Raw genomic sequence first — 19,989 nt, 5'->3', positions numbered from 1 at the left:
CCTTCGTCCGAAGCCCCGGCAGCCACGCCCTACGGCACGCTGCCCCCCGCCTCGCCCCTGGCGCAGCGCAAGCCCGTGAGCCTGCCGCGGCTGGCCGACATGCATGCGCGCGGCGAGAAGATCGCCATGCTCACCGCCTACGACGCCACCTTCGCGGCCATGGCCGACGCGGCCGGCATCGACTGCCTGCTGGTCGGCGATTCGCTGGGCATGGTCTGCCAGGGCCTGAACAGCACCGTGGGCGTGAGCCTCGAGGCCATGCGCTATCACACCGACAGCGTCTCGCGCGGCCTGCGCCGCGTGCAGGGCACGACGTGGCTCATCGCCGACCTGCCCTTCGGCAGCTACCAGGAGTCCCGCGAGCAGGCCCTGCGCAGCGCCACCGAGCTGATGCAGGCCGGTGCGCACATGGTCAAGCTCGAAGGCGGCGGCTGGACCACCGAGACCGTGCGCTTTCTCGTCGAGCGCGGCATTCCCGTGTGCGCCCACCTCGGCCTGACGCCGCAGACCGTGCATGCGCTCGGCGGCTACCGCGTGCAGGGCAAGGGCGACACCGCTGGCGCGCTGCTCAAGCAGCAGGCCCATGCGCTGCAGGACGCAGGCGCCGCGATGCTGGTGCTCGAGATGGTGCCGGCCGCGCTGGCGACCGAACTCACGGCCGAGCTGAAGTACTGCGCCACCATCGGCATCGGTGCCGGCAAGGGCACCGCGGGCCAGGTGCTCGTGCTGCACGACATGCTGGGCATCAACCTCGGAAAGATGCCGAAGTTCGTGCGCAACTTCATGGCCGACGCACCGGGCGTGCTGCCGGCCCTGCAGTCTTACGTGCGCGCCGTCAAGGACGGCAGCTTCCCCGACGACCGCCTCCACGCCTGGTAAGGAAGGAACCCTCTCATGTACATCGCCAAGACCATCGACGAGCTGCGCAGCCACCTCGCGGGCAGCCAGCGCCCGGCCTTCGTGCCCACCATGGGCAACCTGCACGACGGCCACCTCGCGCTCGTGCGCCAGGCCAAGCCGCTGGGCGACGCCACGGTCGCGAGCATCTTCGTGAACCGCCTGCAGTTCCTGCCGCACGAAGACTTCGACACCTACCCGCGCACCTGGGAGAGCGACTGCGAGAAGCTGCGCGCCGCCGGCTGCGACGTGCTGTTCGCGCCCGACGAGAAAGCGCTCTACCCCGAGCCCCAGACCTGCAAGGTGCACCCCGATCCGGTGCTGGCCGACCTGCTCGAAGGGCACTTCCGCCCCGGCTTCTTCATCGGCGTGTGCACGGTGGTGATGAAGCTCTTCCAGTGCGTGCAGCCGCGCGTGGCCGTATTCGGCAAGAAGGACTACCAGCAGCTCATGATGATCCGCCACATGGTGCGGCAGTTCGCGCTGCCGATCGAGATCGTGGGCGGCGAGACCTTCCGCGCCGACGACGGCCTGGCGCTCTCGTCGCGCAACGGCTACCTGAGCGCCACGGAGCGTGCCGAAGCGGTGCAGCTGTCGAAGGCACTGCAGGCCATGGCCGAAGCCGTGCGCGCCGGCGAGCGCGACGTGGCCGCCCTCGAGGCGCGCGCCATGCAATCGCTCGCGCAGCGCGGCTGGCAGCCCGACTACCTGGTGCTGCGCCGCCGCGCCGACCTGCAGGCGCCCCAGGCCGGCGACGCGCTCGTGGCGCTGGCCGCCGCGCGGCTGGGCAGCACGCGGCTCATCGACAACCTCGAAATCGACACGCCGCTCGCATGACCTACAGCGTCAAGGAAATCTTCTACACGCTGCAAGGCGAAGGCGGCCAGGCCGGCATGCCGGCCGTGTTCTGCCGCTTCGCCGGCTGCAACCTGTGGACCGGCCGCGAGGAAGACCGCGACACGGCCGTCTGCCGTTTCTGCGACACCGACTTCGTCGGCACCGACGGCACGCTGGGTGGCAAGTTCAAGACGGCCGACCAGCTCGCCGACACCATCGCCGCGCAATGGCCCGCCGGCGACACCGATCACCGGCTGGTCGTGCTCACGGGCGGCGAGCCGCTGCTGCAGGTCGACGCGGCGCTGGTCGACGCGCTGCACGCGCGGCACTTTCGCATCGCGGTCGAGAGCAATGGCACGGTCGCCGCGCCCGCAGGCATCGACTGGCTGTGCATCAGCCCCAAGGCCGGCGCGCCGTGGGTGCAGCAACGCGGCCAGGAGCTGAAGCTGGTGTGGCCGCAGGCCGGCCTCGACCTCGACGCCATGGCGCGCACGGGCGAGTTCACGCACCGTTTCCTGCAGCCCATGGACGGGCCGGACCGCGTGGCGAACACCGAGCTGTGCATCGCCGAATGCATGAAGCAGCCCGCCTGGCGCCTGAGCGTGCAGACCCACAAGATCACGGGCATCCGCTGAAGCGGCGCCCCCTTTTTCCTTTTTGTTTCCGAGTTTCTTTTTCGACGATGCGCTTCACCATCAGCCAACGCTTCTTCTTCGACGCCGCCCACACGCTCAAACGCGAAATCGAAGTCGAAGGCAGCCGCCGCATTCACGGCCACACCTACCACGCAGAGGTGTGGCTCACGGGCGAGCGCGATCCGGTGACGGGCATGGTGATCGACCTGGGCCTGCTGCGCCGCCGGCTGGAAGACGTGCGCGAACAGCTGGACCACCATCTGCTGGACGACGTGCCGGGGCTGCATCCGCCGACGCTGGAGAACCTGTGCGTGTTCATCGCGGAGGCGCTGCCGGATTTGCGGGAGTCGCTGGCGCGCGTGAGGGTCTGGCGCGAGGCGCTGGGCGATTCCTGCACCGTGGATTTCTGAGTTATCTTTCCCCCTCCCCTTCCGGGGGGGGGTTGGGGTGGGGGCCGGCGGCGCATCCATCGCCATCGGCCGATCCAGCGCCGGGAGCCCCCATCCCGGCCTTCCCCCGGAAGGGGAAGGAGCAAGACAGGTTCAGGCCGCGCCGATGCCGGCGACCAGACTGCCGGGCGCCTGCCCGTTCTTCAGCCCAGCCGTGAACGCCAGCATCCGATCGATCGGCACCCGCGCCCGCACGCCCAGCGCCGGATCGACGTGGATTTCGCCCGCGCCGGTCTCCAGCGCGTTCGCGAGTTCGACCAGCCCGTTCATCGCCATCCACGGGCAATGCGCGCAGCTCTTGCAGGTGCCGCCGTTGCCGGCCGTGGGGGCCTCGATGAAGGTCTTGCCGGGGTTCAGCGTGCGCAGCTTGTGCAGCATGCCGGTGTCGGTGGCAACGATGAACTCGTTCGCGTCCATGCGCTGCGCCGCGTTCAGGATGGCCGAGGTGGAACCCACCGCATGCGCCAGCGCGATCACGTCCGAGGGCGACTCGGGGTGGACCAGCACCTTGGCCTTCGGGTGCTCCTTCATGAGCAGTTCGAGTTCGAGCGCCTTGAATTCGTCGTGCACGATGCACGCGCCGTTCCAGCTCACCATATCGGCGCCGGTCTGGCGCTGGATGTAGTCGCCGAGGTGGCGGTCGGGGCCCCAGAGGATCTTCTGTCCCGCCGCGTGCAGCGCGCCCACCACGTCGAGCGCGCAGCTGGAAGTGACAAGCCAATCGGCGCGCGCCTTCACGGCCGCGCTGGTGTTGGCATAGACGACCACGGTGCGGTCGGGATGCTGGTCGCAGAAGGCGCTGAACTGCTCCACCGGGCAGCCCAGGTCGAGCGAGCAGTTGGCGTCGAGGTCGGGCATCAGCACCCGCTTCTCGGGCGACAGGATCTTCGAGGTCTCGCCCATGAAGCGCACACCCGACACCACCAGCGTGGTGGCGGCGTGGTCGCGGCCGAAGCGCGCCATCTCGAGCGAATCGCTCACGATGCCGCCGGTTTCCTCGGCGAGGTCCTGCAGGTCGGGGTGCACGTAGAAGTGCGACACCATCACCGCATTGCGCTCGCGCAGCAGGCGGCGGATGCGGTCCTTCAGCGCAATGCGTTCATCGGGCGAAGGTTCGGGGGGCACGCGGGCCCAAGCGTGGCGCGTGTCGCAGACCGCACCTTGCGCGGGCTGTTCGTAGTCGACATCGATGACGGAAGCGGTCGTCATGGCAGTTCAGTGGCTCAGGAAGCGCATCGAGTAGTCGATGGCCTTCACATCCTTGGTCAACGCGCCGACCGAGATCCGGTCGACACCCGTTTCGGCCAGGGCGCGCAGGCCGTCGAGCGTGACGCCGCCGGAGATCTCCAGCACGGCCTTGCGTGCCTCGCCCACGGCATCGTTGATGCGCACGGCTTCGCGCAGCGTGGGCAGGTCCATGTTGTCGAGCAGCACCATGCGGGCACCGGCGTCGAGCGCTTCCTGCAGCTGGGCCAGGGTCTCGACCTCGACTTCGACGAAGACCGCCTGCGCCGCCACAGGTGCCACCGCGCGCAAGGCGGCGGCGACACCGCCGGCCGCGGCGATGTGGTTTTCCTTGATGAGCACCGCGTCGTACAGGCCGATGCGGTGGTTCAGGCCACCGCCGGTGCGCACCGCGTACTTCTGCGCCAGGCGCAGGCCCGGCAGGGTCTTGCGGGTGTCGACGATGCGGGCGCGTGTGCCCTTCACAGCCTCGGCGTACATGGCGGTCTTGGTGGCGACGGCGCTCAGCAGTTGCAGGAAGTTGAGCGCGGTGCGCTCGGCCGTCAGCAGCGCACGGGCGCCGCCTTCGATTTCGAGCACGGGCTGATCGGCGGCGCAGCGTTCGCCCTCGCCGCACAGCCAGGTGATGCGCGCCTGCGGATCGAGCCGCCGCACGGTGGCCTCGACCCAGGGTGCGCCGCACACGACGGCGGTTTCGCGCGCGAGCACGCGCGCATGGGCCGTGCGGGACGCATCGACCAGCGAGGCGGTCAGGTCGCCGTCGGCGACGTCTTCCTGCAGGGCGCGGGCGACGTCGGACTCGGCCAGCGCGGCGACGGCCGACGCCGAGAAATCAAAGCGAGGGCTCATGTCTCTGGAATTCTGTTTTCTTAGGAGGAAAGGCGGCCGGCCGGACCGGCTTGCACCGACTCCGGCACCGGGTCGCGCCCGGTCAGGGCCGCCACGGCGTCGCGCGGGCTCACCTGCCCGTCGAGCAGCGCGACCACGCCTTCGGAGATGGGCATCTCGATGCCCAGGCCGCGCGCGCGCTGCACCACGGTGCGCGCGCAGTACACGCCTTCGGCCACGTGGCCGAGCGAGTCGACCGCCTGCGCGAGCGTGCGGCCCTGGGCCAGCAGCAGCCCGACCTTGCGGTTGCGCGAAAGGTCGCCGGTGGAGGTCAGCACCAGATCGCCGAGGCCGGAAAGGCCCATGAAGGTGTCGGCGCGGGCGCCGAGCGCGAGGCCGAAGCGCGTCATCTCGGCCAGGCCGCGGGTGATGAGCGCCGCACGGGCGTTGAGCCCGAGCGCGAGCCCGTCGCACAACCCGGTGGCGATGGACAGCACGTTCTTGACCGCGCCGCCGACTTCGACACCCACGATGTCGTCGTTGGCGTAGACGCGCATCGCCGGGCCATGGAAGGCATCGACCAGCGCGTCGCGCACGGCTTCGTGCGGGCTGGCAGCCACCAGCGCGGTCGGACGCCCTTCGGCGACCTCCTGCGCGAAACTGGGACCGCTGAGCACGCCCGCCTTCAGTTCGGGCGCGACCTGCGCCCAGATTTCGTGGGCCAGCAGGCCGAAGGCGGTGGGAGAGGTGTTGTCGAGCGCGGGCTCGACGCCCTTGCACAGCCACGCCACCTGCGCGGTGGTGCCGCGCAGGGCGATCAGCTGTTCGCGCAGGGCGGCCATGGGCGTGGCCACGATGACGAGGTCGGCCCCGGCCTGCGCCTGGGCGATGTCGCCCGCACGCACAGTCAGGGCGGCCGGCAATGCCAGCCCGGGAAGGTAGCGGGTGTTTTCACGCGCGGCCGACATGGCGTCGGCCTGGGCGGCGTCGCGCGCCCAGAGCGTGACCTCGTGGCGGGCCGCCGCGTTGACCGCGACGGCCGTGCCCCAGGCACCGGCGCCATGAACGCAGATCTTCATCGTGCGCTGGCGGCGTCGTGCAGCCGGTTTACTGGGCGAGGGTCGGCGCAGCCTGGCCGGCGGCCTGGGCTTGCTGCTGCTCGTACATGGCCTGGAAGTTGATTTCGGCCAGGTGCACGGGCGGGAAGCCGCCGCGCTGGATCACGTCGGCGACGTTGCCGCGCAGGTACGGGTAGACGATCTGCGGGCAGGCGATGCCCAGGATCGGGCCCATCTGGTCTTCCGGCAGGTTGCGGATCTCGAAGATGCCGGCTTGCTTGGCTTCGACCAGGAACACGGTGCGGTCTTCGATCTTGGTCTGCACGGTGGCCGACACGGTGATCTCGAAGATGCCGTCGGCCACGGGCTGGGCGTCCACGCCGAGCTGGATGTCGACGGTGGGCTGCGTCTGCTCCAGCAGGATCGCGGGCGAATTGGGTTGCTCGAGCGACAGGTCCTTGAGGTAGACGCGCTGGATCTGGAACACGGGATCTTGGGCTTGCTGGTCGGCCATGGCTGAACTTTCGAGGATCAAAACAATGCCCGCCGGGGAGAAGGTCCCGCAGCGGGCTGCAGATGAAGGAACAAACGATTATCGCCCGACGCCCGCAGCACTTTCGTGACCAGCGTCGCGGGCAGGGACTTCAGGCGCCCTGCAGCAGTGGCACGAGGCCACCGCGGCTGTCCAGCGCCATCAGGTCGTCGCAGCCACCCACGTGGGTGTCGCCGATGAAGATCTGCGGCACCGTGCGGCGCTGGGTGATCTCCATCATGGTGGCGCGGGCTTGCGGGTCGGTGTCGATGCGGATCTCTTCGATCTGCTCGACGCCCTTGGACTTCAGGATCTGCTTCGCACGCGTGCAGTACGGGCAGACGGCGGTGGTGTACATCTTGACGGCTTGCATGCGCTTTACCTTGGGGGAAATCAGGCCTTTTCAACCGGCAGGTTGGCTTCTTTCCAGGCTTTCAGCCCGCCAGCGACCGCCTGGGCCTGCTCGTAGCCGAGCTTCTTGGCCGTGGCGACGGCGCGCTGGGCGCGGGCACCGGTGGCGCACACCAGCAGCAGCGGCACGGTCTTGTTCTTGACCGTACCGGCCAATTTTTCCTCGAGCTGGTTCAGCGGGACGTTCTTGGCGCCGATCATGTGGCCGCCGGCGAACTCCTCAGGTTCGCGCACGTCGACCAGCACCGCGCGTTCGCGGTTGATGAGCTGTACCGCACCCTGGGCCGTGAGCGTGCCGCCGCCCGCGCCACGGATCATCGGCCAGGCCAGCATGCCGCCCGATGTGAGCGCCATCAGGATCAGCATCCAGTTCGCGGTGACGAATTCGATCAATTTCACGGGGGTTCCTTGGATGGCAAACCCAGGATTTTAGAATGCTGGTTTTCCCACGCGCTGCCAAAGGCCTCCGACATGCACAAACTGGTACTGATCCGCCACGGCGAATCGACCTGGAACCTCGAAAACCGTTTCACCGGCTGGACCGACGTCGACCTGACCGAGACCGGCGTCGAGCAGGCCAAGCAGGCCGGCCGGCTGCTCAAGGCCGAGGGCTACGACTTCGACGTCGCCTACACCAGCGTGCTCAAGCGCGCCACCCGCACCCTCTGGCACACGCTCGACGAACTCGACCGCACCTGGCTGCCCGTGGTGCACTCCTGGCGCCTCAACGAACGCCATTACGGCGGCCTGCAGGGCCTGAACAAGGCCGAGACGGCCAAGAAGTACGGCGACGAGCAGGTGCTGGTCTGGCGCCGCAGCTACAGCACCCCGCCGCCGCCGCTGGAAGCGGACGACCCGCGCAGCGAACGCGGCGACGTGCGCTACGCCAAGCTCTCGCCCGAGCAGATCCCGCTGACCGAGTGCCTGAAGGACACGGTCGCCCGCGTGCTGCCCTTCTGGAACGAATCGATGGCCCCGGCCATCCGCACCGGCCGCCGCCTGATCGTGGCCGCGCACGGCAACTCGATCCGCGCGCTGGTGAAGTACCTGGACGGCATCTCGGACGACGCCATCGTCAACCTGAACATCCCGAACGGCATCCCGCTGGTCTACGAACTCGACGACGACCTCAAGCCCCTGCGCCACTATTACTTGGGCGATGCCGCGGCCGCCGAAAAGGCCGCCGCTGCCGTGGCCTCGCAAGGCAAGGGTTGAAGAAGTAAGCAAAGGAACAAAATCCGACTTGTCGGGCCCTTCGTGGAACCCCGACAGGCAATTTGTTTCCAAGCTGTGTATATTGGTTCGACAGCCGTCGACATACAGGACATTTCACTCATGATGGGCCAGAAACTGAAGATCACCGGCTGGGTCGCCGCCGGCGCCGTTGCTGGCGTCCTGACCACCGTCTCGCTGCAGACGGTCGCGCGGGGTTCGCTCGCGCCGCTCCCGCTCGAAGAGCTGCAGCAGCTCGCGGCCGTCTTCGGGATGGTCAAGAGCGACTATGTCGAACCGGTCGACGAGAAGAAGCTCATCTCCGACGCCATCTCGGGCATGGTCGCCGGGCTCGATCCGCACTCGCAGTACTTCGACAAGAAGTCCTTCAAGGAATTCCGCGAAGGCACCACCGGCCGTTTCGTCGGCGTGGGCATCGAGATCTCGCAGGAAGACGGCCTCATCAAGGTCGTCTCCCCCATCGAAGGCTCGCCGGCCTTCCGTGCCGGCCTCAAGCCGAACGACCTGATCACCAAGATCGACGACACCGCCGTGCGCGGCCTGTCGCTCAACGAAGCCGTCAAGCGCATGCGCGGCGAGGCCAACACCAAGGTGCTGCTGACCATCTTCCGCAAGGACGAGAGCCGCACCTTCCCGGTGACCATCACGCGCGAGGAAATCCGTACCCAATCGGTGCGCGGCAAGATGATCGAGCCGGGTTACGGCTGGATCCGCCTGTCGCAGTTCCAGGAGCGCACGGTCGACGACTTCGTCAAGAAGATCGAAGAGCTCTACAAGGAAGACCCGAACCTCAAGGGCCTGGTGCTCGACCTGCGCAACGACCCGGGCGGCCTGCTCGACGCGGCCGTGGCGGTGTCGGCGGCCTTCCTGCCCGAGAACGTCACGGTGGTCACCACCGACGGCCAGCTGGCCGAGAGCAAGTCGATCTACAAGGCGGCGCCGGAGTACTACCAGCGCCGTTCGGGCAGCGACCCGCTGCGCAACCTGCCAGCGGCGCTCAAGAGCGTGCCGCTGGTGGTGCTGGTGAACGAAGGCTCGGCCTCGGCCAGCGAGATCGTGGCCGGCGCGCTGCAGGACCACAAGCGCGCCACCATCATGGGCAGCCAGACCTTCGGCAAGGGCTCGGTGCAGACCGTGCGCCCGCTCGGCCCGGACACCGGCCTGAAGATCACCACGGCACGCTACTACACCCCGAGCGGCACCTCGATCCAGGCCAAGGGCATCGTGCCCAACGTGCTGGTCGACGAGAGCGCCGAGGGCAGCCCCTTCGCCGCCCTGCGCATGCGCGAGGCCGACCTCGAGAAGCACCTGGCCAGCGGCCAGGGCCCCGAGGTGAAGGACCCCGAGCGTGAAAAGGCCCGCGACGAAGCCCGCAAGCGCCTCGAGGAAGAAGCCAAGAAGCCGCCGCAGGACCGCAAGGTGCCCGAGTTCGGCACCGACAAGGACTTCCCGCTGGTGCAGGCGCTCAACCGCCTGAAGGGCCAGCCGGTGCTCGTCAGCAAGACGCAGGTCATCGTCGACAACAAGGACGAGAAGAAAGAGAACTGATCCGGTGGCGCATGGAAGATAGCGAGCTGCTGCGCTATTCGCGCCACATCCTTCTTGAGGAATTCGGCATCGACGGCCAGGAGCGCGTCAGTGCCGGCCGGGTGCTCGTCATCGGCGCCGGCGGGCTGGGTTCGCCGGTGGCGCTGTACCTCGCGGCAGCAGGCGTCGGCCACATCGTGCTGGTCGACGACGACGAGGTCGACCTGACCAATCTCCAGCGGCAGGTCGCCCACACGCAGGCGCGGGTGGGTCTTTCCAAGGTCGAATCCGCCGCGCAGGCCATGCGCGACATCAACCCCGACATCGCCATCGAGACCCACGCCGTGCGCGCCGACGAGGCGCTGCTCGCACAGCTCGTGGCTGGGGCTGACGTGGTGGTCGACTGCTGCGACAACTTCGCCACCCGGCAGGCCGTGAACCGCGCCTGCGTGGCCCACGCCAGGCCGCTGGTGGCAGGGGCGGCGATCCGCTTCGACGGCCAGCTGAGCGTCTACGACACGCGCGACGCCGCCTGCCCCTGCTACGCCTGCCTGTTCCCGCCCGAGGCCAGCTTCGAGGAAACGCGCTGCGCGGTGCTGGGCGTGTTCGGGCCGGTGGTCGGCACCATCGGCACGCTGCAGGCCAGCGAGGCGCTCAAGCTGCTGGCCGGCATCGGCCCGTCGCTGGCGGGCAAGCTGCTGATGTTCGACGGGCGCAGCACCGGTTTCGACACGCTGCGCGTCTCGCGCGATCCGCACTGCAGCGTCTGCGCGCAGCGGCCCCAGGCCAGCGCCTGAGCGCCCGCCGCCTTCCGCTCCTTAAGGCTGGCGAGCCCCCTTGGCCTTCGCGGCACCGCGCGCCGCAACCCCGGCCGTCGGCCGGTTCGCCACCGCCAGCACGCCCGTGCAGTCGGCGTTCTCACCGGGGCCGGTCTCGATGGTCGCCGCCAGCGCCAGCAGCGGGTTGATGGCGCCGAGCGCCAGCGCCGCGAGGCCCCGGCCGGCCAGCGGCCCCACCTCGACGCCGCCCTTGGGTGCACCGAAAGTGCCGCTCACGACCAGCGGCGTGCGCAGCGACAGGATGCTCGCGCTCTTGGGCTCGGGGCGGATCACGAAATCGAGTGTCTCGGTCGCGAGGTTGGCCTGGCCGGTGGCGGTGAAGACGGCGTTGGTGGTGTCCAGCACCAGCGTGCGCCCGCTCATCACACCCTTGTTCACGTCGAAGGCCAGCGCCGCGCAGCGCAGCTCCACATCGCGGTCGCCGCGCAGCAGGAACTTGAGGATGTCGCCGCCCACCAGCGTCGCGAACACCGGCATCAGGTTGCCGAACTGGCCGCGCCCCGACAGCACCGCCATGTCGCCCGACGCGCCGCCGAGCCAGCTGGCCACCGAATTGCCGGCGCCCGACAGGTTGATGCGCCCGTCGAGCTGGCCCACGCTGTTGCCCGAGCTTTCCAGCTTGGGAATCAGCCGTGCCAGCTTCAGGCCGCGCACGTCCATCGAGACGCGGATGTCGGTCGGCGTCTTCCCCGCATCGATGCGGACCGCGCCCACCAGCTTGCCGCTGGCCACGCCGAGGTCGAGCGGGTCGAGCGACAGCACGCCGTCGGTCAGCTTGATCTTGACGCTGCCACGGTCCAGCGGCACCTCGCGCACGTTGCGGATGCGCTCGGCGGTGTAGCTCACGTCGGCATTCATGGCGTGCAGCCGCCCGAAATCGAACGGCGTGGTCGGCAGCACCTTGCCGCCGGGCGGACGCTTGGGCTGGGCCGAGGCGACCGGCGCCACGCCTTCCACGGCGTTGGCGGAGCGCGCCGTGGGCGGCAGGCCGATCAGCGGACCGAGATCGTCCATGTCCATCACGCGCGAACGCAGCATGCCGGACAGGCGCGGCACCTTCTCGGCCTGGTCGAAGCTCATGTCGCCGCCGATGTCCGACAGGCCCAACCGGCCGTTGAGCCCCGCGGCCTCCCAGAGCTTGCCGCGCTTGCGCAGGCCGCCGCTCAGCGCATAGGGCGGGGTCTGCGGCAGCACGACGCCGGTCAGCGGGTAGAGCGCGCTCAGCGTCTGGCCCTTGACCTGGAACTTGGCGTCGATGCCGTCGAAGCCCGCGAGCTGGGCCACGGTGCCGCTGGCCTTGAGCTTGGTCTGGCCGGCGGCGGCGTTGATCTCGAGCGGGAACGGCGGCGCGCCCGCGGCGTTGATCTGCAGCACGTCGCCGGTGCGCCCGTCGGCCGTGAGCGGCTGGCCCTTGTAGCGGCCCTTGATCCGGTAGTGCAGCGGCAGCTCGCCGCGGGTGCTGTCGTAGTCCAGGTCGGCATGCACGTCGACGCCCAGGTGCTTGGCCAGGAAGTCGACGGCGCCCTTGTCGACCTGGATCAGGCCGATGGTGGGCACGGTGCCGGTGTCGGAGGTGTCCTTGCCGAAGGCCCAGGTGCGGCGCCCGTCGGCCTCCATCTGCAGCCCGACGGTGGGCGCGGACAGCGCCAGGCGCGGGATGACGACCTGCTTGTCGAGCAGCGGCCAGAGCCGGATCTCGAAGCTCGCACGCTCGGCCTTCACCAGGTAGGGGTCGCGCGCCCAGTCGGGGTTGGCGAACTCGATGCCGTCGAAAGTGACGGTGGCCGCCTTCCAGCCGAGGTCCACGTCGAGCTGGCGGGTGATCTCGAACTTGCGCCCGGTCTTCTCGCTCACGAAACGGTTGAGCGGCTCGCGCAGCGTGTCCCACGGAAAGAAGGCGACGAGGAGCGCGAACGCGGCCACCAGGACGACGACCAGCAGCGTGAACGCCGCCAGCAGCTTCTGCCAGCGCGGCCGGACGCGAATGGATTGGGTTGCCATGGTCGATTCTTACCCGGATGGCCTCCCCGTCCGGGTCGGCGACGGGCCGCAGAGCCCGTGCGGCATGGCCTACGGGGCGGCACGAATTCACGCGGAGGCGGCGGCCTGCATCTGCGTCGGAACCCGCCTACAACCGGCGGCTCTCGAACCCTGCATGATCCGCAGCGGGAAAGCCTCAATGTCCATGGGCAGGCCTTCCCCTTCGCGGGATGCTTGGGGACACGAGCACCTGCCCACCCCAGAACCTCAGAGGAAGAGCGGTTCGGCATGGATTCCAGATTGCAGACCTACGTTGTCGAAGACAACCCCACGATCCGTGAAAACCTCATCGGCACTCTGGAAGAGCTCACCTGCACCACGGTCGTCGGCTTCGCCGAGACCGAGCAGCACGCGCGCGACTGGCTGCGCGAGCACGCCGACGCGTGGCACCTGGCCATCGTCGATCTCTTTCTCAAGCAGGGAAGCGGCCTGGGCATTCTTCAGGCCTGCCAGTCGCGCAAGCCCGGCCAGAAGGTGGTGGTGCTCAGCAACTATGCGACGCCCGACATCCGGCGCCGCTGCGCCGAGTTCGGGGTCGACGCGGTGTTCGACAAGTCGAACGAGATCGACGCGCTGGTCGAGTTCTGCATCCGCCAGGCGGCGGTGCTCCGGTCTGCCGCGTCGCCCAGCGCCTCCGGCGATGCCTAGCAGGCGCCGGCGTCGCGCCTCATCAATCGATGAGCTTGTTCTTCAGCGCGTAGTAGGTCAGGTCGCTGTTGGAAGAAAGATTCATCTTCTCCATCAGCCGCGTGCGATAGGTGCTCACCGTCTTCACCGACAGCGACAGCGTCTTGGCGATGTCGCCCGCGGTCTCGCCCTTGGCCAGCTTCAGGAACACCTGGAACTCGCGCTCGGAGAGCTGTTCGTGCGGCGCGGCGTCGTCCTTGCGGTCGAGCTGGCGGGCCAGCAGTTCGGCCACGGCGGGCGTGATGTAGCGCCGGCCCAGCGAGATAGTGCGAATGGCGTTCACGATCTCGATCGGATCGCATTCCTTGTTGAGGTAGCCGCTCGCGCCCTGACGGATCAGGTTCATCGCGTAGTGCTCCTCCGGGTAGCCGCTGAGGATCAGGATGCCCACGTCCGGCGCCTTGGCGCGGATCATGGCAAGTGCATCGATACCGCTTTGCCCCGGCATGGAGAGATCCATCACCAGCACGTCCAGTTCGGTCGTGCGCACCAGCTCGATGGCTTCGCGGCCACTCGCTGCCTCGCCCGCCACGCGCAAGTCCACGTGCTCGGAGAAGAACTGCCGGAGGCCCGATCGCACGATGGCGTGGTCGTCCACAATTCCAATTTTGATCATCTGTTACTTTCGTCGTTGTGCTGCGGCTCTGCGAACCGAAGCAGCCGGGTCCCTGATTGTTATCAATTATTCACGAAGTTGCATTGAATGCGACCCTGAGGGTGTCATGCACTGGTTAGCCCCCCAAAAAATGGCCGTGAGCCTGTTGCTCGCGGCGCTGGCTGCACTGGCCCTCGTGGGCATCAACGAGGCAGGGTACAGGCAATCGAGCCGCGCCCTGGCGGACATCGACGATGCACAGCAGATTCGCGGCACGCTCAACCAGATCCTGCAGAACATGCTGGACGCCGAGACCGGGCAGCGCGGCTTCCTGCTCACGGGCGAAGCGGCCTATCGCCAACCCTACGACATCGCCGTGAAGGAGGTGGACGGCAACCTGGCCACGCTGCGCCAGCTGTATGCCGGACGCCCGGCCGAGCAGGCCCAGCTGTCCGAACTGTCCAAGCACGTGCTGCGCAAGATCGCCGAGATGGACATGAGCGTGCGGCTGCGCCACGAGGGCAACGAGGATGCCTGGAAGTTCGTCATGACCACCGACGTCGGGCGCGAGGAAATGGAAGCCATCCGCGCCACCGCCAACGAGCTCGTGAAGGCCAGCAACCAGACGCTGCATGCCGGCCAGCTGCAGGTGATGAAGTCGCTGCAGTTGGCACGCGTCGGCACCGGCATCGTGGCGCTGGCCGCGCTGATGGCCTTCTTCCTGTACCTGCGGCAGACGCACGCGCTGCGCTCCATCGGCGAGCGCCAGCAGGAGGCGCTGCAGCGCGAACGCAATGCGCTCGAGGACGAGGTGAGCGAGCGCACCGCCTCGCTGGCCGAGCTCGCCACCCACCTGCAGGACGTGCGCGAGACCGAGCGCGGCTACCTGGCGCGCGAACTGCACGACGAGCTGGGCTCGCTGCTCACGGCCGCCAAGCTCGATGTGGCGCGGCTGAAGTCGCGGCTGGCCGACTCGCCCGATGCGATCCAGCGGCTGCAGCATCTGACCGAGCTGCTCAACAGCGGCATCGCACTGAAGCGCCGAATCATCGAAGACCTGCGGCCCTCCTCACTGTCGAACCTCGGGCTGGTCGCCTCGCTGGAAATCCTGGGCCGCGAGTTCGGTGAGCGTTCGGGGCTGGAGATCGAGATGGCACTGGAGCCCGTGACCATGGACGAGTCGCGCCAGCTCACGATCTATCGCATGGTGCAGGAGAGCCTGACCAACATCGGCAAGTACGCCGAAGCCAGCGAAGCCACCATCGTGCTGAAGAACTACGCCAACCACGTGATCGTGGAGGTGGCCGACAACGGCAAGGGCTTCGATGCGCAACGCGTGCGCCCTTCGACGCACGGCCTTGCAGGCATGCGCCACCGCGTCGAGGCCGCGCGCGGCAAGCTCACCATCACCTCCGCGCCCGGGCAAGGCACGCGGCTCACCGCGATGCTGCCGGTCGTGAAGCCGACGAGCGCCGACGCCGCCACGGCATCGCGCGGGGCCTGACGGCGCGTGGCATCGGCGGCATTTCTTCACGCACCGGCATGCGGCCACTCGGTCGCCTCCTACGCTCCCCCGCCCCGGTCGCTGACAGGGTCGAAGCGGCCCGGCACTTAAGGTAGGTCCTGTGTCATCCGGCACCGGGCTGCTGCTTCAGCCGGTGCATCGGATGCGCGGTTTCAACCATAAAGAGGGAAGCCTCGAAGGAGTTCCGCATGCTGCACTACGCCGTGGTATTTCTGGTCATCGCACTCATCGCTGCCGTGTTCGGCTTCGGCGGCATCGCCGCCAGCGCGGTGGGGATCGCCAAGGTCCTTTTCATCATCTTTGCCGTGCTCGCCATCGCCAGCTTCCTGGCCGGCTTGCTACGACGCAAGTAGCGTAGTTACGATCCACAGGCTCCCGCATTTCATCTTCCCGGAAAGGACTCTCCCATGAACACGACCAAGACCCCTTCGCAACTCGCCGACGACGCGCGCCAGACCGCCCAGGAAGCGGCCGAAACCACCCGCGCCTACGCTCAGAACGCGGTGAATGCGGCGGGCGAAAAGGTCCGCGAACTGCGCCGCGACGCCGAGCCGGCCGTCGAGCAACTGGCCGCACGCGTGCAGCAGGCCGTCCAGCGCGGCCTCGACGCCGCCTCGACCACCAGCGCCCGCGCCAGCCGCCGCATCGAACAGGCCGCCGACGTGACGGGCCGCTACATCTCCGACCAGCCGGTGCGCTCGGTGCTGCTGGCCGCCGCCGCCGGCGCCGCCATCACCGCGCTGATCGTGCTGGCCAGCCGTCGCAGCCGCGACGACTACTGATCGAGCGACGCGCCGGCCCCCGCCCGCACATGCTTCATCCGATCTTCTCGACGCTGCTCGGGCATCCGGAGCTCATTGCCGATCACATCGCCAACTACGCCGCCCTGGCCCGGCAGGAGAGTGCCGTGGCCGGACGCGGCCTCGTCGCCCGACTGGTCGCGGGCGTGCTGGCGGTGGCCACCGCCGTGCTGGCACTCGGGCTGATCGGCGTGGCCGTGCTGCTCGGCGTGCTGCACGGCAGCTTCCATTGGGTGCTGGTGGCCGTGCCTGCCGTGGCGGTGGTGATTGCGGCGATCTGCACCTGGATCGCCACCCGCCCGAGTCCGAACTACGGCTTCGACGATCTGCGCGCCCAGCTGGCCGCGGACCTCGACGCGCTGCACGCCGCCGGAGCCCGCCATGCGCAGCACTGATTCACGCCGTCCTTCCGCGCAAGCATTGACCCCGCAGCAACGGCTGGCGATCTCGCGCCGCGCACTCGTGCGCCAACTCAACGGCGGCGAACCGGATACACCGACACCTCACCGCGCCTTTGCCGCCAGCGACGCCGACGACGATCTCGAATACGCCCACCACGACACCGACAGCGGCGCGTCCCCCGCGTCGCCGGGGCGCCGTCACAACGTCTGGAGCGCGATGGCGCGCGGCGTGGTGCAGCGCTGGTGGCGTCGCCATCCCGCGCACGCGGCTGGCCAGCTGGCCCGCCCCCTGCTCGAACACTACGCCCGCACGGAGCCCGTCAAGCTCATGGCCGCCGCGGCAGCCACGGGCTCGCTGCTGGTGCTCGTGCGGCCTTGGCGTCTGCTTTCGGCCACGGCCGTGATCGCGGCGGTGCTCAAGACTTCCGACGTGGCCGACCTGGTCAACACGCTGATGCAGAAGCCCGAACGGCCTCCGCGCCAGGACCCGCCCTGAGATTTCACCGTCACACACCCCAAAGAAAAAGCCCGGTCGAGCCGGGCTTTTTGCTGGGTGCGAAGAGCGGGTCAGCTCTTCACTTCGAGCTGGTTGTCCACCGACTTCACGCCCTGCACGGCCTTGGCGATCTCTTCGGCGCGCGACTTGGCGGCGGCTGTCGGTGCCGGCCCCTTGAGGCTCACGGCGCCGCCCTTGGTATCGACGTCGATCTTGATCGCGCTCAGGTCCGGGTCCTTGGCCAGGCCGGCCGAGATCGAGGCGGTGATGGCGGCGTCGTCGACCGTGGCGGTCACCGCGGCGGTGGCGTCCTTGGTCGCTTCCTTCACATCGGCCGCGGCGCCAGCCATGCCGGTCTTGGCGTCGGTCGCGGCCTGTTCGGTCTTGGCCTTGGCATCGGAAGCCGCCTGCTCGGTCTTGGCGACGGCGCTGTCGAGCTTTTCGCCGGCGGTCTGGTTGCCGGGCTTGTCGCATGCGGCCAGGGTCAGCGCGGCGCCCGCCGCGAGCACGGCGAGCCAGGTGCGCGCAGTGGCGGAAGGGGCGAAGGGGACGAGAGATCGGTTCGACGTTGTCATGGGAATCCTCCTGCGGTCGGAATGAATGCATGGACCGGTTTGGCCCACGCCGGTCAATCTAGCCCCCCCCCGCCCGCGCACGGGTGTCGCCACCGGCCCGAAGCGCTGTAGGACAAGCAAGCGCCGGCAGGCGGCTCAGGCGCTGACGATCCAGCCTTCGAGCAGGTCCATGTCCCACGGCAATCCGTAGCCAGGCCCCGGGCTGTCAGCGCGCTGCCGGGCCCAGGCGGCCTGGAGCAGGCACAGCACGGCATCGAGTGCATCGCCCTTGGCATCGGCCCGCAGCCCGTCGCGCTGCACGGCCGTTAGTTGGAGACGCAGGCCGAGCCGCGTCTGTCCGGCTTCGAGTTCGGCGAGCAGGTCGGCGCGTGCCGCCTCGCGCTCGGGCGACTGGCGTGCGAGGTCGTCGCTCTTGTAGCTGCGCCGGCCGATCAATTCGCGCGCCAGCAGGCCCGGATAGGCCTCCAGCGCGATGCGGTCCTCGTGGATGCCCGCATGCAGTCCAGGCAACGTGGCACCGGCCGCGAGCAGGCGCGGCACCCCGGCGTGCAGCATGTAGGCCACGGGCGGGTTCACCCACTTCATCGACGGGCTCGACCCGGCCGGCGCGTCGGTCGCACGGTGCGCGAACTTGCCGCCCACCGGCCGGGCCGCGCAGAAGGCGGCGAAAGTGTCGCGAATCTCGGCACGGCTCAGGACGGCGTAGTGAGCGATCAGCGCGTCCCATGTCGTGGGCCAATGCAGATGCTCGATCAGCTCGCGCGGCAGGCCGAAGGGAAAGTCGAAACCGCCGAGCCAGGCGGGCGCGCTGTCGAGCCATTGGCCCCAGGCGTCGAGCGTGGCGAAGCGATACAGGCCGGTCAGCGTGACGACGCCATCGCCGGCCGTCTCGCCGACGGCCACGACGATGGGTTTGCGGGCGGTCGGTGCGCTCGAGAAATCGCAGCCGAAGAGCATCGCCCGTGCCCGGTCAGCCCAGCGCGAGCGCGATCACGCCGGCCGCGATGAACAGCGCACCCAGCAACCGCAGCACGCGGTCGCCCTCACGCAGCAGGTGCCCGCCGATCAGCGCAGCGAACAACATGGACACCTCGCGCGCCGGCGCGACGTGCGAAATGGGCGCCTGCTGCACCGCGTACAGCACGAGCACGTAGGAGACGGGGCTGATCGCCGCCACCAGCAACGCGTACTTCCACTGCGCGCGCCACATGCGCGCGGTGGTCGCGCGGTCTTGCAGCGCAGCGGGCAGCAGCAGCACGAGGCGCACGAAGTTGCCCATGTAGTCGAGCAGGATCGGCGACATCGCGAGGAACTTGACGGCGTAGCTGTCGGTCACCGTGTAGGCCGCGATGAAGGCGCCGGTCAGCACGCCGTAGCGCATGCCCTTGTGCACGCGCTCGCGCTGCGCCGGGTCGTGCTTCTTCTGAAAGAGGCGCGGACCACCAGCCACTAGGAACACGCCGAGCACCACGCCGAAGATGCCGGCCACACCGATGAGGCTGATCTTCTCGCCCAGGAACAGGATCGCGACCAGCGACGAGAGCAGCGGCCCCGAGCCGCGCGCCAGCGGGTAGACCACCGTGAGGTCCGACTTGCGGTAGCCGCGCAGCAGCACGACGTAATAGAAGACGTGCAGCACGCCGCTGAGCACGATGAAGGCCCACTCCTTCGTGCCCCAGGCCGGCACCACGCTCCAGCCAAGCGCGATGCCCACGGGCGCCCACACCACCGCCATGAAGACGCTGCTCTGGAATGCGAAGCGCGCGTCGCCGTTCGCCTTCTTGGCGGCGATGTTCCAGCTGGCATGAATGACCCCGGCCAGCAGGATCAGTGCGAAAGCGGAAAGTGGCACCTCGGGTCAGTCGAACCCGAGCGCCGCCGGGCCGCCCCAAGGCGCGAGCGGCCCCCTCGGGGGGCAGCGAGGACACGAAGTGCCGAGCGTGGGGGCCACGTTCTCAGTGGCGGCCGACGATGGCAGCTGTTGCCATCAGTTCTTCGAGCAGTGCCAACGAAACCTTGCCCGAGACCTTGTACGGGTCGAGTTCGGGCTTCTCGGAGTACTTCAGCAGCGTCGAGGCGTTGAGCTTCGAGAGATTTACCTGCCCCATCGTCCAGCCGCCGAAACGGCGTTCGGAGATTTCCTCGTAGTGCAGCAACACCACGTCCTTGTGGCGCGCATCGCGCTGGATGTGGCCGTAGAGATCGCTGATGGCGTCGCGCCCGCCCTCGATGGCCTGCAGGAAGGTGCCGGCGCCATAGCAGAGGATGCCGGTGATGCCGCAGGCCGGGTTGTGCGTGCGCGATTTCGCGAGGATCGCCTCGATGGCATCGGGGCTGGTATCGACGGCGCGGCTGGCATAGAGAAGACGGACCAGCATG

General features: G+C 68.6%; 25 protein-coding genes. 13 read left to right on the top strand and 12 right to left on the bottom strand.

The genetic code is table 11. The features are described from left to right. The 4 genes from panB to D3H34_RS21680 all read left to right on the top strand — a co-directional run. Positions 1-879: 3-methyl-2-oxobutanoate hydroxymethyltransferase (panB, locus tag D3H34_RS21695; protein WP_286186036.1), on the top strand; the 879-nt coding region annotated here is incomplete at its 5' end. Between the two features lie 15 nt (positions 880-894). Next, complete coding sequence (gene panC, locus D3H34_RS21690) at positions 895-1,734, top strand: pantoate--beta-alanine ligase (protein ID WP_119556311.1); 840 nt, start codon at positions 895-897, stop codon at positions 1,732-1,734. Next, complete coding sequence (gene queE / locus D3H34_RS21685; protein ID WP_119556310.1) at positions 1,731-2,369, top strand: 7-carboxy-7-deazaguanine synthase; 639 nt, start codon at positions 1,731-1,733, stop codon at positions 2,367-2,369. The genes panC and queE overlap by 4 nt, the downstream gene beginning before the upstream one ends. A gap of 47 nt (positions 2,370-2,416) precedes the next feature. Next, a complete protein-coding gene (locus D3H34_RS21680; RefSeq protein WP_119556309.1) occupies positions 2,417-2,779 on the top strand; it encodes a 6-pyruvoyl trahydropterin synthase family protein in 363 nt (120 codons plus the stop codon). A gap of 132 nt (positions 2,780-2,911) precedes the next feature. Here the strand turns inward: D3H34_RS21680 and nadA are convergent, their stop codons facing one another. From nadA to D3H34_RS21650, 6 genes are all read right to left on the bottom strand, one after another. Continuing rightward, positions 2,912-4,027 carry a quinolinate synthase NadA gene (gene nadA / locus D3H34_RS21675; RefSeq protein WP_119556308.1) on the bottom strand — a complete coding sequence of 372 codons (1,116 nt, stop codon included), beginning with the start codon at positions 4,025-4,027 and terminating at the stop codon, positions 2,912-2,914. A 6-nt stretch (positions 4,028-4,033) separates the two neighbouring features. After that, a complete protein-coding gene (nadC, locus tag D3H34_RS21670; RefSeq protein WP_119556307.1) occupies positions 4,034-4,912 on the bottom strand; it encodes a carboxylating nicotinate-nucleotide diphosphorylase in 879 nt (292 codons plus the stop codon). Between the two features lie 20 nt (positions 4,913-4,932). Continuing rightward, on the bottom strand, positions 4,933-5,970 hold the full coding sequence (locus D3H34_RS21665) for an NAD(P)H-dependent glycerol-3-phosphate dehydrogenase (RefSeq protein ID WP_119556306.1): 1,038 nt from the start codon (positions 5,968-5,970) through the stop codon (positions 4,933-4,935). A 28-nt stretch (positions 5,971-5,998) separates the two neighbouring features. After that, complete coding sequence (gene secB, locus D3H34_RS21660; protein ID WP_056578332.1) at positions 5,999-6,463, bottom strand: protein-export chaperone SecB; 465 nt, start codon at positions 6,461-6,463, stop codon at positions 5,999-6,001. A gap of 130 nt (positions 6,464-6,593) precedes the next feature. Further along, complete coding sequence (grxC, locus tag D3H34_RS21655) at positions 6,594-6,854, bottom strand: glutaredoxin 3 (RefSeq protein WP_119556305.1); 261 nt, start codon at positions 6,852-6,854, stop codon at positions 6,594-6,596. A 20-nt stretch (positions 6,855-6,874) separates the two neighbouring features. Beyond that, complete coding sequence (locus D3H34_RS21650) at positions 6,875-7,258, bottom strand: rhodanese-like domain-containing protein (protein ID WP_434057705.1); 384 nt, start codon at positions 7,256-7,258, stop codon at positions 6,875-6,877. Between the two features lie 105 nt (positions 7,259-7,363). On the opposite strand from D3H34_RS21650, the gene gpmA reads away from it, so the two are divergent. From gpmA to D3H34_RS21635, 3 genes are all read left to right on the top strand, one after another. After that, positions 7,364-8,107 carry a 2,3-diphosphoglycerate-dependent phosphoglycerate mutase gene (gene gpmA / locus D3H34_RS21645; protein WP_119556303.1) on the top strand — a complete coding sequence of 248 codons (744 nt, stop codon included), beginning with the start codon at positions 7,364-7,366 and terminating at the stop codon, positions 8,105-8,107. A gap of 123 nt (positions 8,108-8,230) precedes the next feature. Then, positions 8,231-9,673 (top strand): S41 family peptidase, encoded by a 1,443-nt coding sequence (locus D3H34_RS21640; RefSeq protein WP_119556316.1) that lies wholly within the window; start codon positions 8,231-8,233, stop codon positions 9,671-9,673. Between the two features lie 11 nt (positions 9,674-9,684). Next, positions 9,685-10,449 (top strand): HesA/MoeB/ThiF family protein, encoded by a 765-nt coding sequence (locus D3H34_RS21635; protein WP_119556302.1) that lies wholly within the window; start codon positions 9,685-9,687, stop codon positions 10,447-10,449. A 21-nt stretch (positions 10,450-10,470) separates the two neighbouring features. Here the strand turns inward: D3H34_RS21635 and D3H34_RS21630 are convergent, their stop codons facing one another. After that, complete coding sequence (locus tag D3H34_RS21630) at positions 10,471-12,492, bottom strand: AsmA family protein (RefSeq protein WP_119556301.1); 2,022 nt, start codon at positions 12,490-12,492, stop codon at positions 10,471-10,473. Positions 12,493-12,759: 267 nt separating this feature from the next. Between D3H34_RS21630 and D3H34_RS21625 the strand changes: the two genes are divergently transcribed. Next, a complete protein-coding gene (locus tag D3H34_RS21625) occupies positions 12,760-13,179 on the top strand; it encodes a response regulator (RefSeq protein ID WP_119556300.1) in 420 nt (139 codons plus the stop codon). A gap of 22 nt (positions 13,180-13,201) precedes the next feature. On the opposite strand, the gene D3H34_RS21620 is transcribed toward D3H34_RS21625, so the two are convergent. After that, positions 13,202-13,834, bottom strand: coding sequence for a response regulator (locus D3H34_RS21620; RefSeq protein ID WP_007837167.1), 633 nt, complete (start codon positions 13,832-13,834; stop codon positions 13,202-13,204). 130 nt (positions 13,835-13,964) lie between these two features. On the opposite strand from D3H34_RS21620, the gene D3H34_RS21615 reads away from it, so the two are divergent. The 5 genes from D3H34_RS21615 to D3H34_RS21595 all read left to right on the top strand — a co-directional run bounded on the left by D3H34_RS21615 (position 13,965) and on the right by D3H34_RS21595 (position 17,035). Then, complete coding sequence (locus D3H34_RS21615) at positions 13,965-15,317, top strand: CHASE3 domain-containing protein (protein ID WP_119556299.1); 1,353 nt, start codon at positions 13,965-13,967, stop codon at positions 15,315-15,317. 209 nt (positions 15,318-15,526) lie between these two features. Beyond that, the gene (locus D3H34_RS21610) at positions 15,527-15,691 is read left to right on the top strand and encodes a DUF1328 domain-containing protein (RefSeq protein ID WP_070063586.1); all 165 of its coding nucleotides are present in this window, start codon (positions 15,527-15,529) and stop codon (positions 15,689-15,691) included. Between the two features lie 54 nt (positions 15,692-15,745). Next, positions 15,746-16,120, top strand: coding sequence for a hypothetical protein (locus D3H34_RS21605; RefSeq protein WP_119556298.1), 375 nt, complete (start codon positions 15,746-15,748; stop codon positions 16,118-16,120). Positions 16,121-16,149: 29 nt separating this feature from the next. Then, a complete protein-coding gene (locus D3H34_RS21600) occupies positions 16,150-16,533 on the top strand; it encodes a hypothetical protein (protein ID WP_119556297.1) in 384 nt (127 codons plus the stop codon). Further along, the gene (locus D3H34_RS21595; protein ID WP_119556296.1) at positions 16,520-17,035 is read left to right on the top strand and encodes a hypothetical protein; all 516 of its coding nucleotides are present in this window, start codon (positions 16,520-16,522) and stop codon (positions 17,033-17,035) included. The genes D3H34_RS21600 and D3H34_RS21595 overlap by 14 nt, the downstream gene beginning before the upstream one ends. Before the next feature lie 71 nt (positions 17,036-17,106). Here D3H34_RS21595 and D3H34_RS21590 read toward each other — a convergent pair whose 3' ends face one another. The 4 genes from D3H34_RS21590 to D3H34_RS21575 all read right to left on the bottom strand — a co-directional run bounded on the left by D3H34_RS21590 (position 17,107) and on the right by D3H34_RS21575 (position 19,988). Continuing rightward, entirely contained in the window at positions 17,107-17,610 is a 504-nt protein-coding gene (locus D3H34_RS21590) for a BON domain-containing protein (RefSeq protein ID WP_119556295.1), read from the bottom strand. Positions 17,611-17,745: 135 nt separating this feature from the next. Continuing rightward, the gene (locus D3H34_RS21585) at positions 17,746-18,567 is read right to left on the bottom strand and encodes a DUF429 domain-containing protein (protein ID WP_119556294.1); all 822 of its coding nucleotides are present in this window, start codon (positions 18,565-18,567) and stop codon (positions 17,746-17,748) included. 13 nt (positions 18,568-18,580) lie between these two features. After that, entirely contained in the window at positions 18,581-19,462 is an 882-nt protein-coding gene (locus D3H34_RS21580) for a DMT family transporter (protein ID WP_119556293.1), read from the bottom strand. Positions 19,463-19,565: 103 nt separating this feature from the next. Beyond that, positions 19,566-19,988 carry a BLUF domain-containing protein gene (locus tag D3H34_RS21575; RefSeq protein WP_119556292.1) on the bottom strand — a complete coding sequence of 141 codons (423 nt, stop codon included), beginning with the start codon at positions 19,986-19,988 and terminating at the stop codon, positions 19,566-19,568. Position 19,989 lies beyond the last annotated feature (1 nt).

The organism is Acidovorax cavernicola (genome assembly GCF_003581445.1).
The sequence above is the reverse complement of the archived record's forward strand: the minus strand, read 5'-3'. Positions and strand labels throughout refer to the sequence as shown.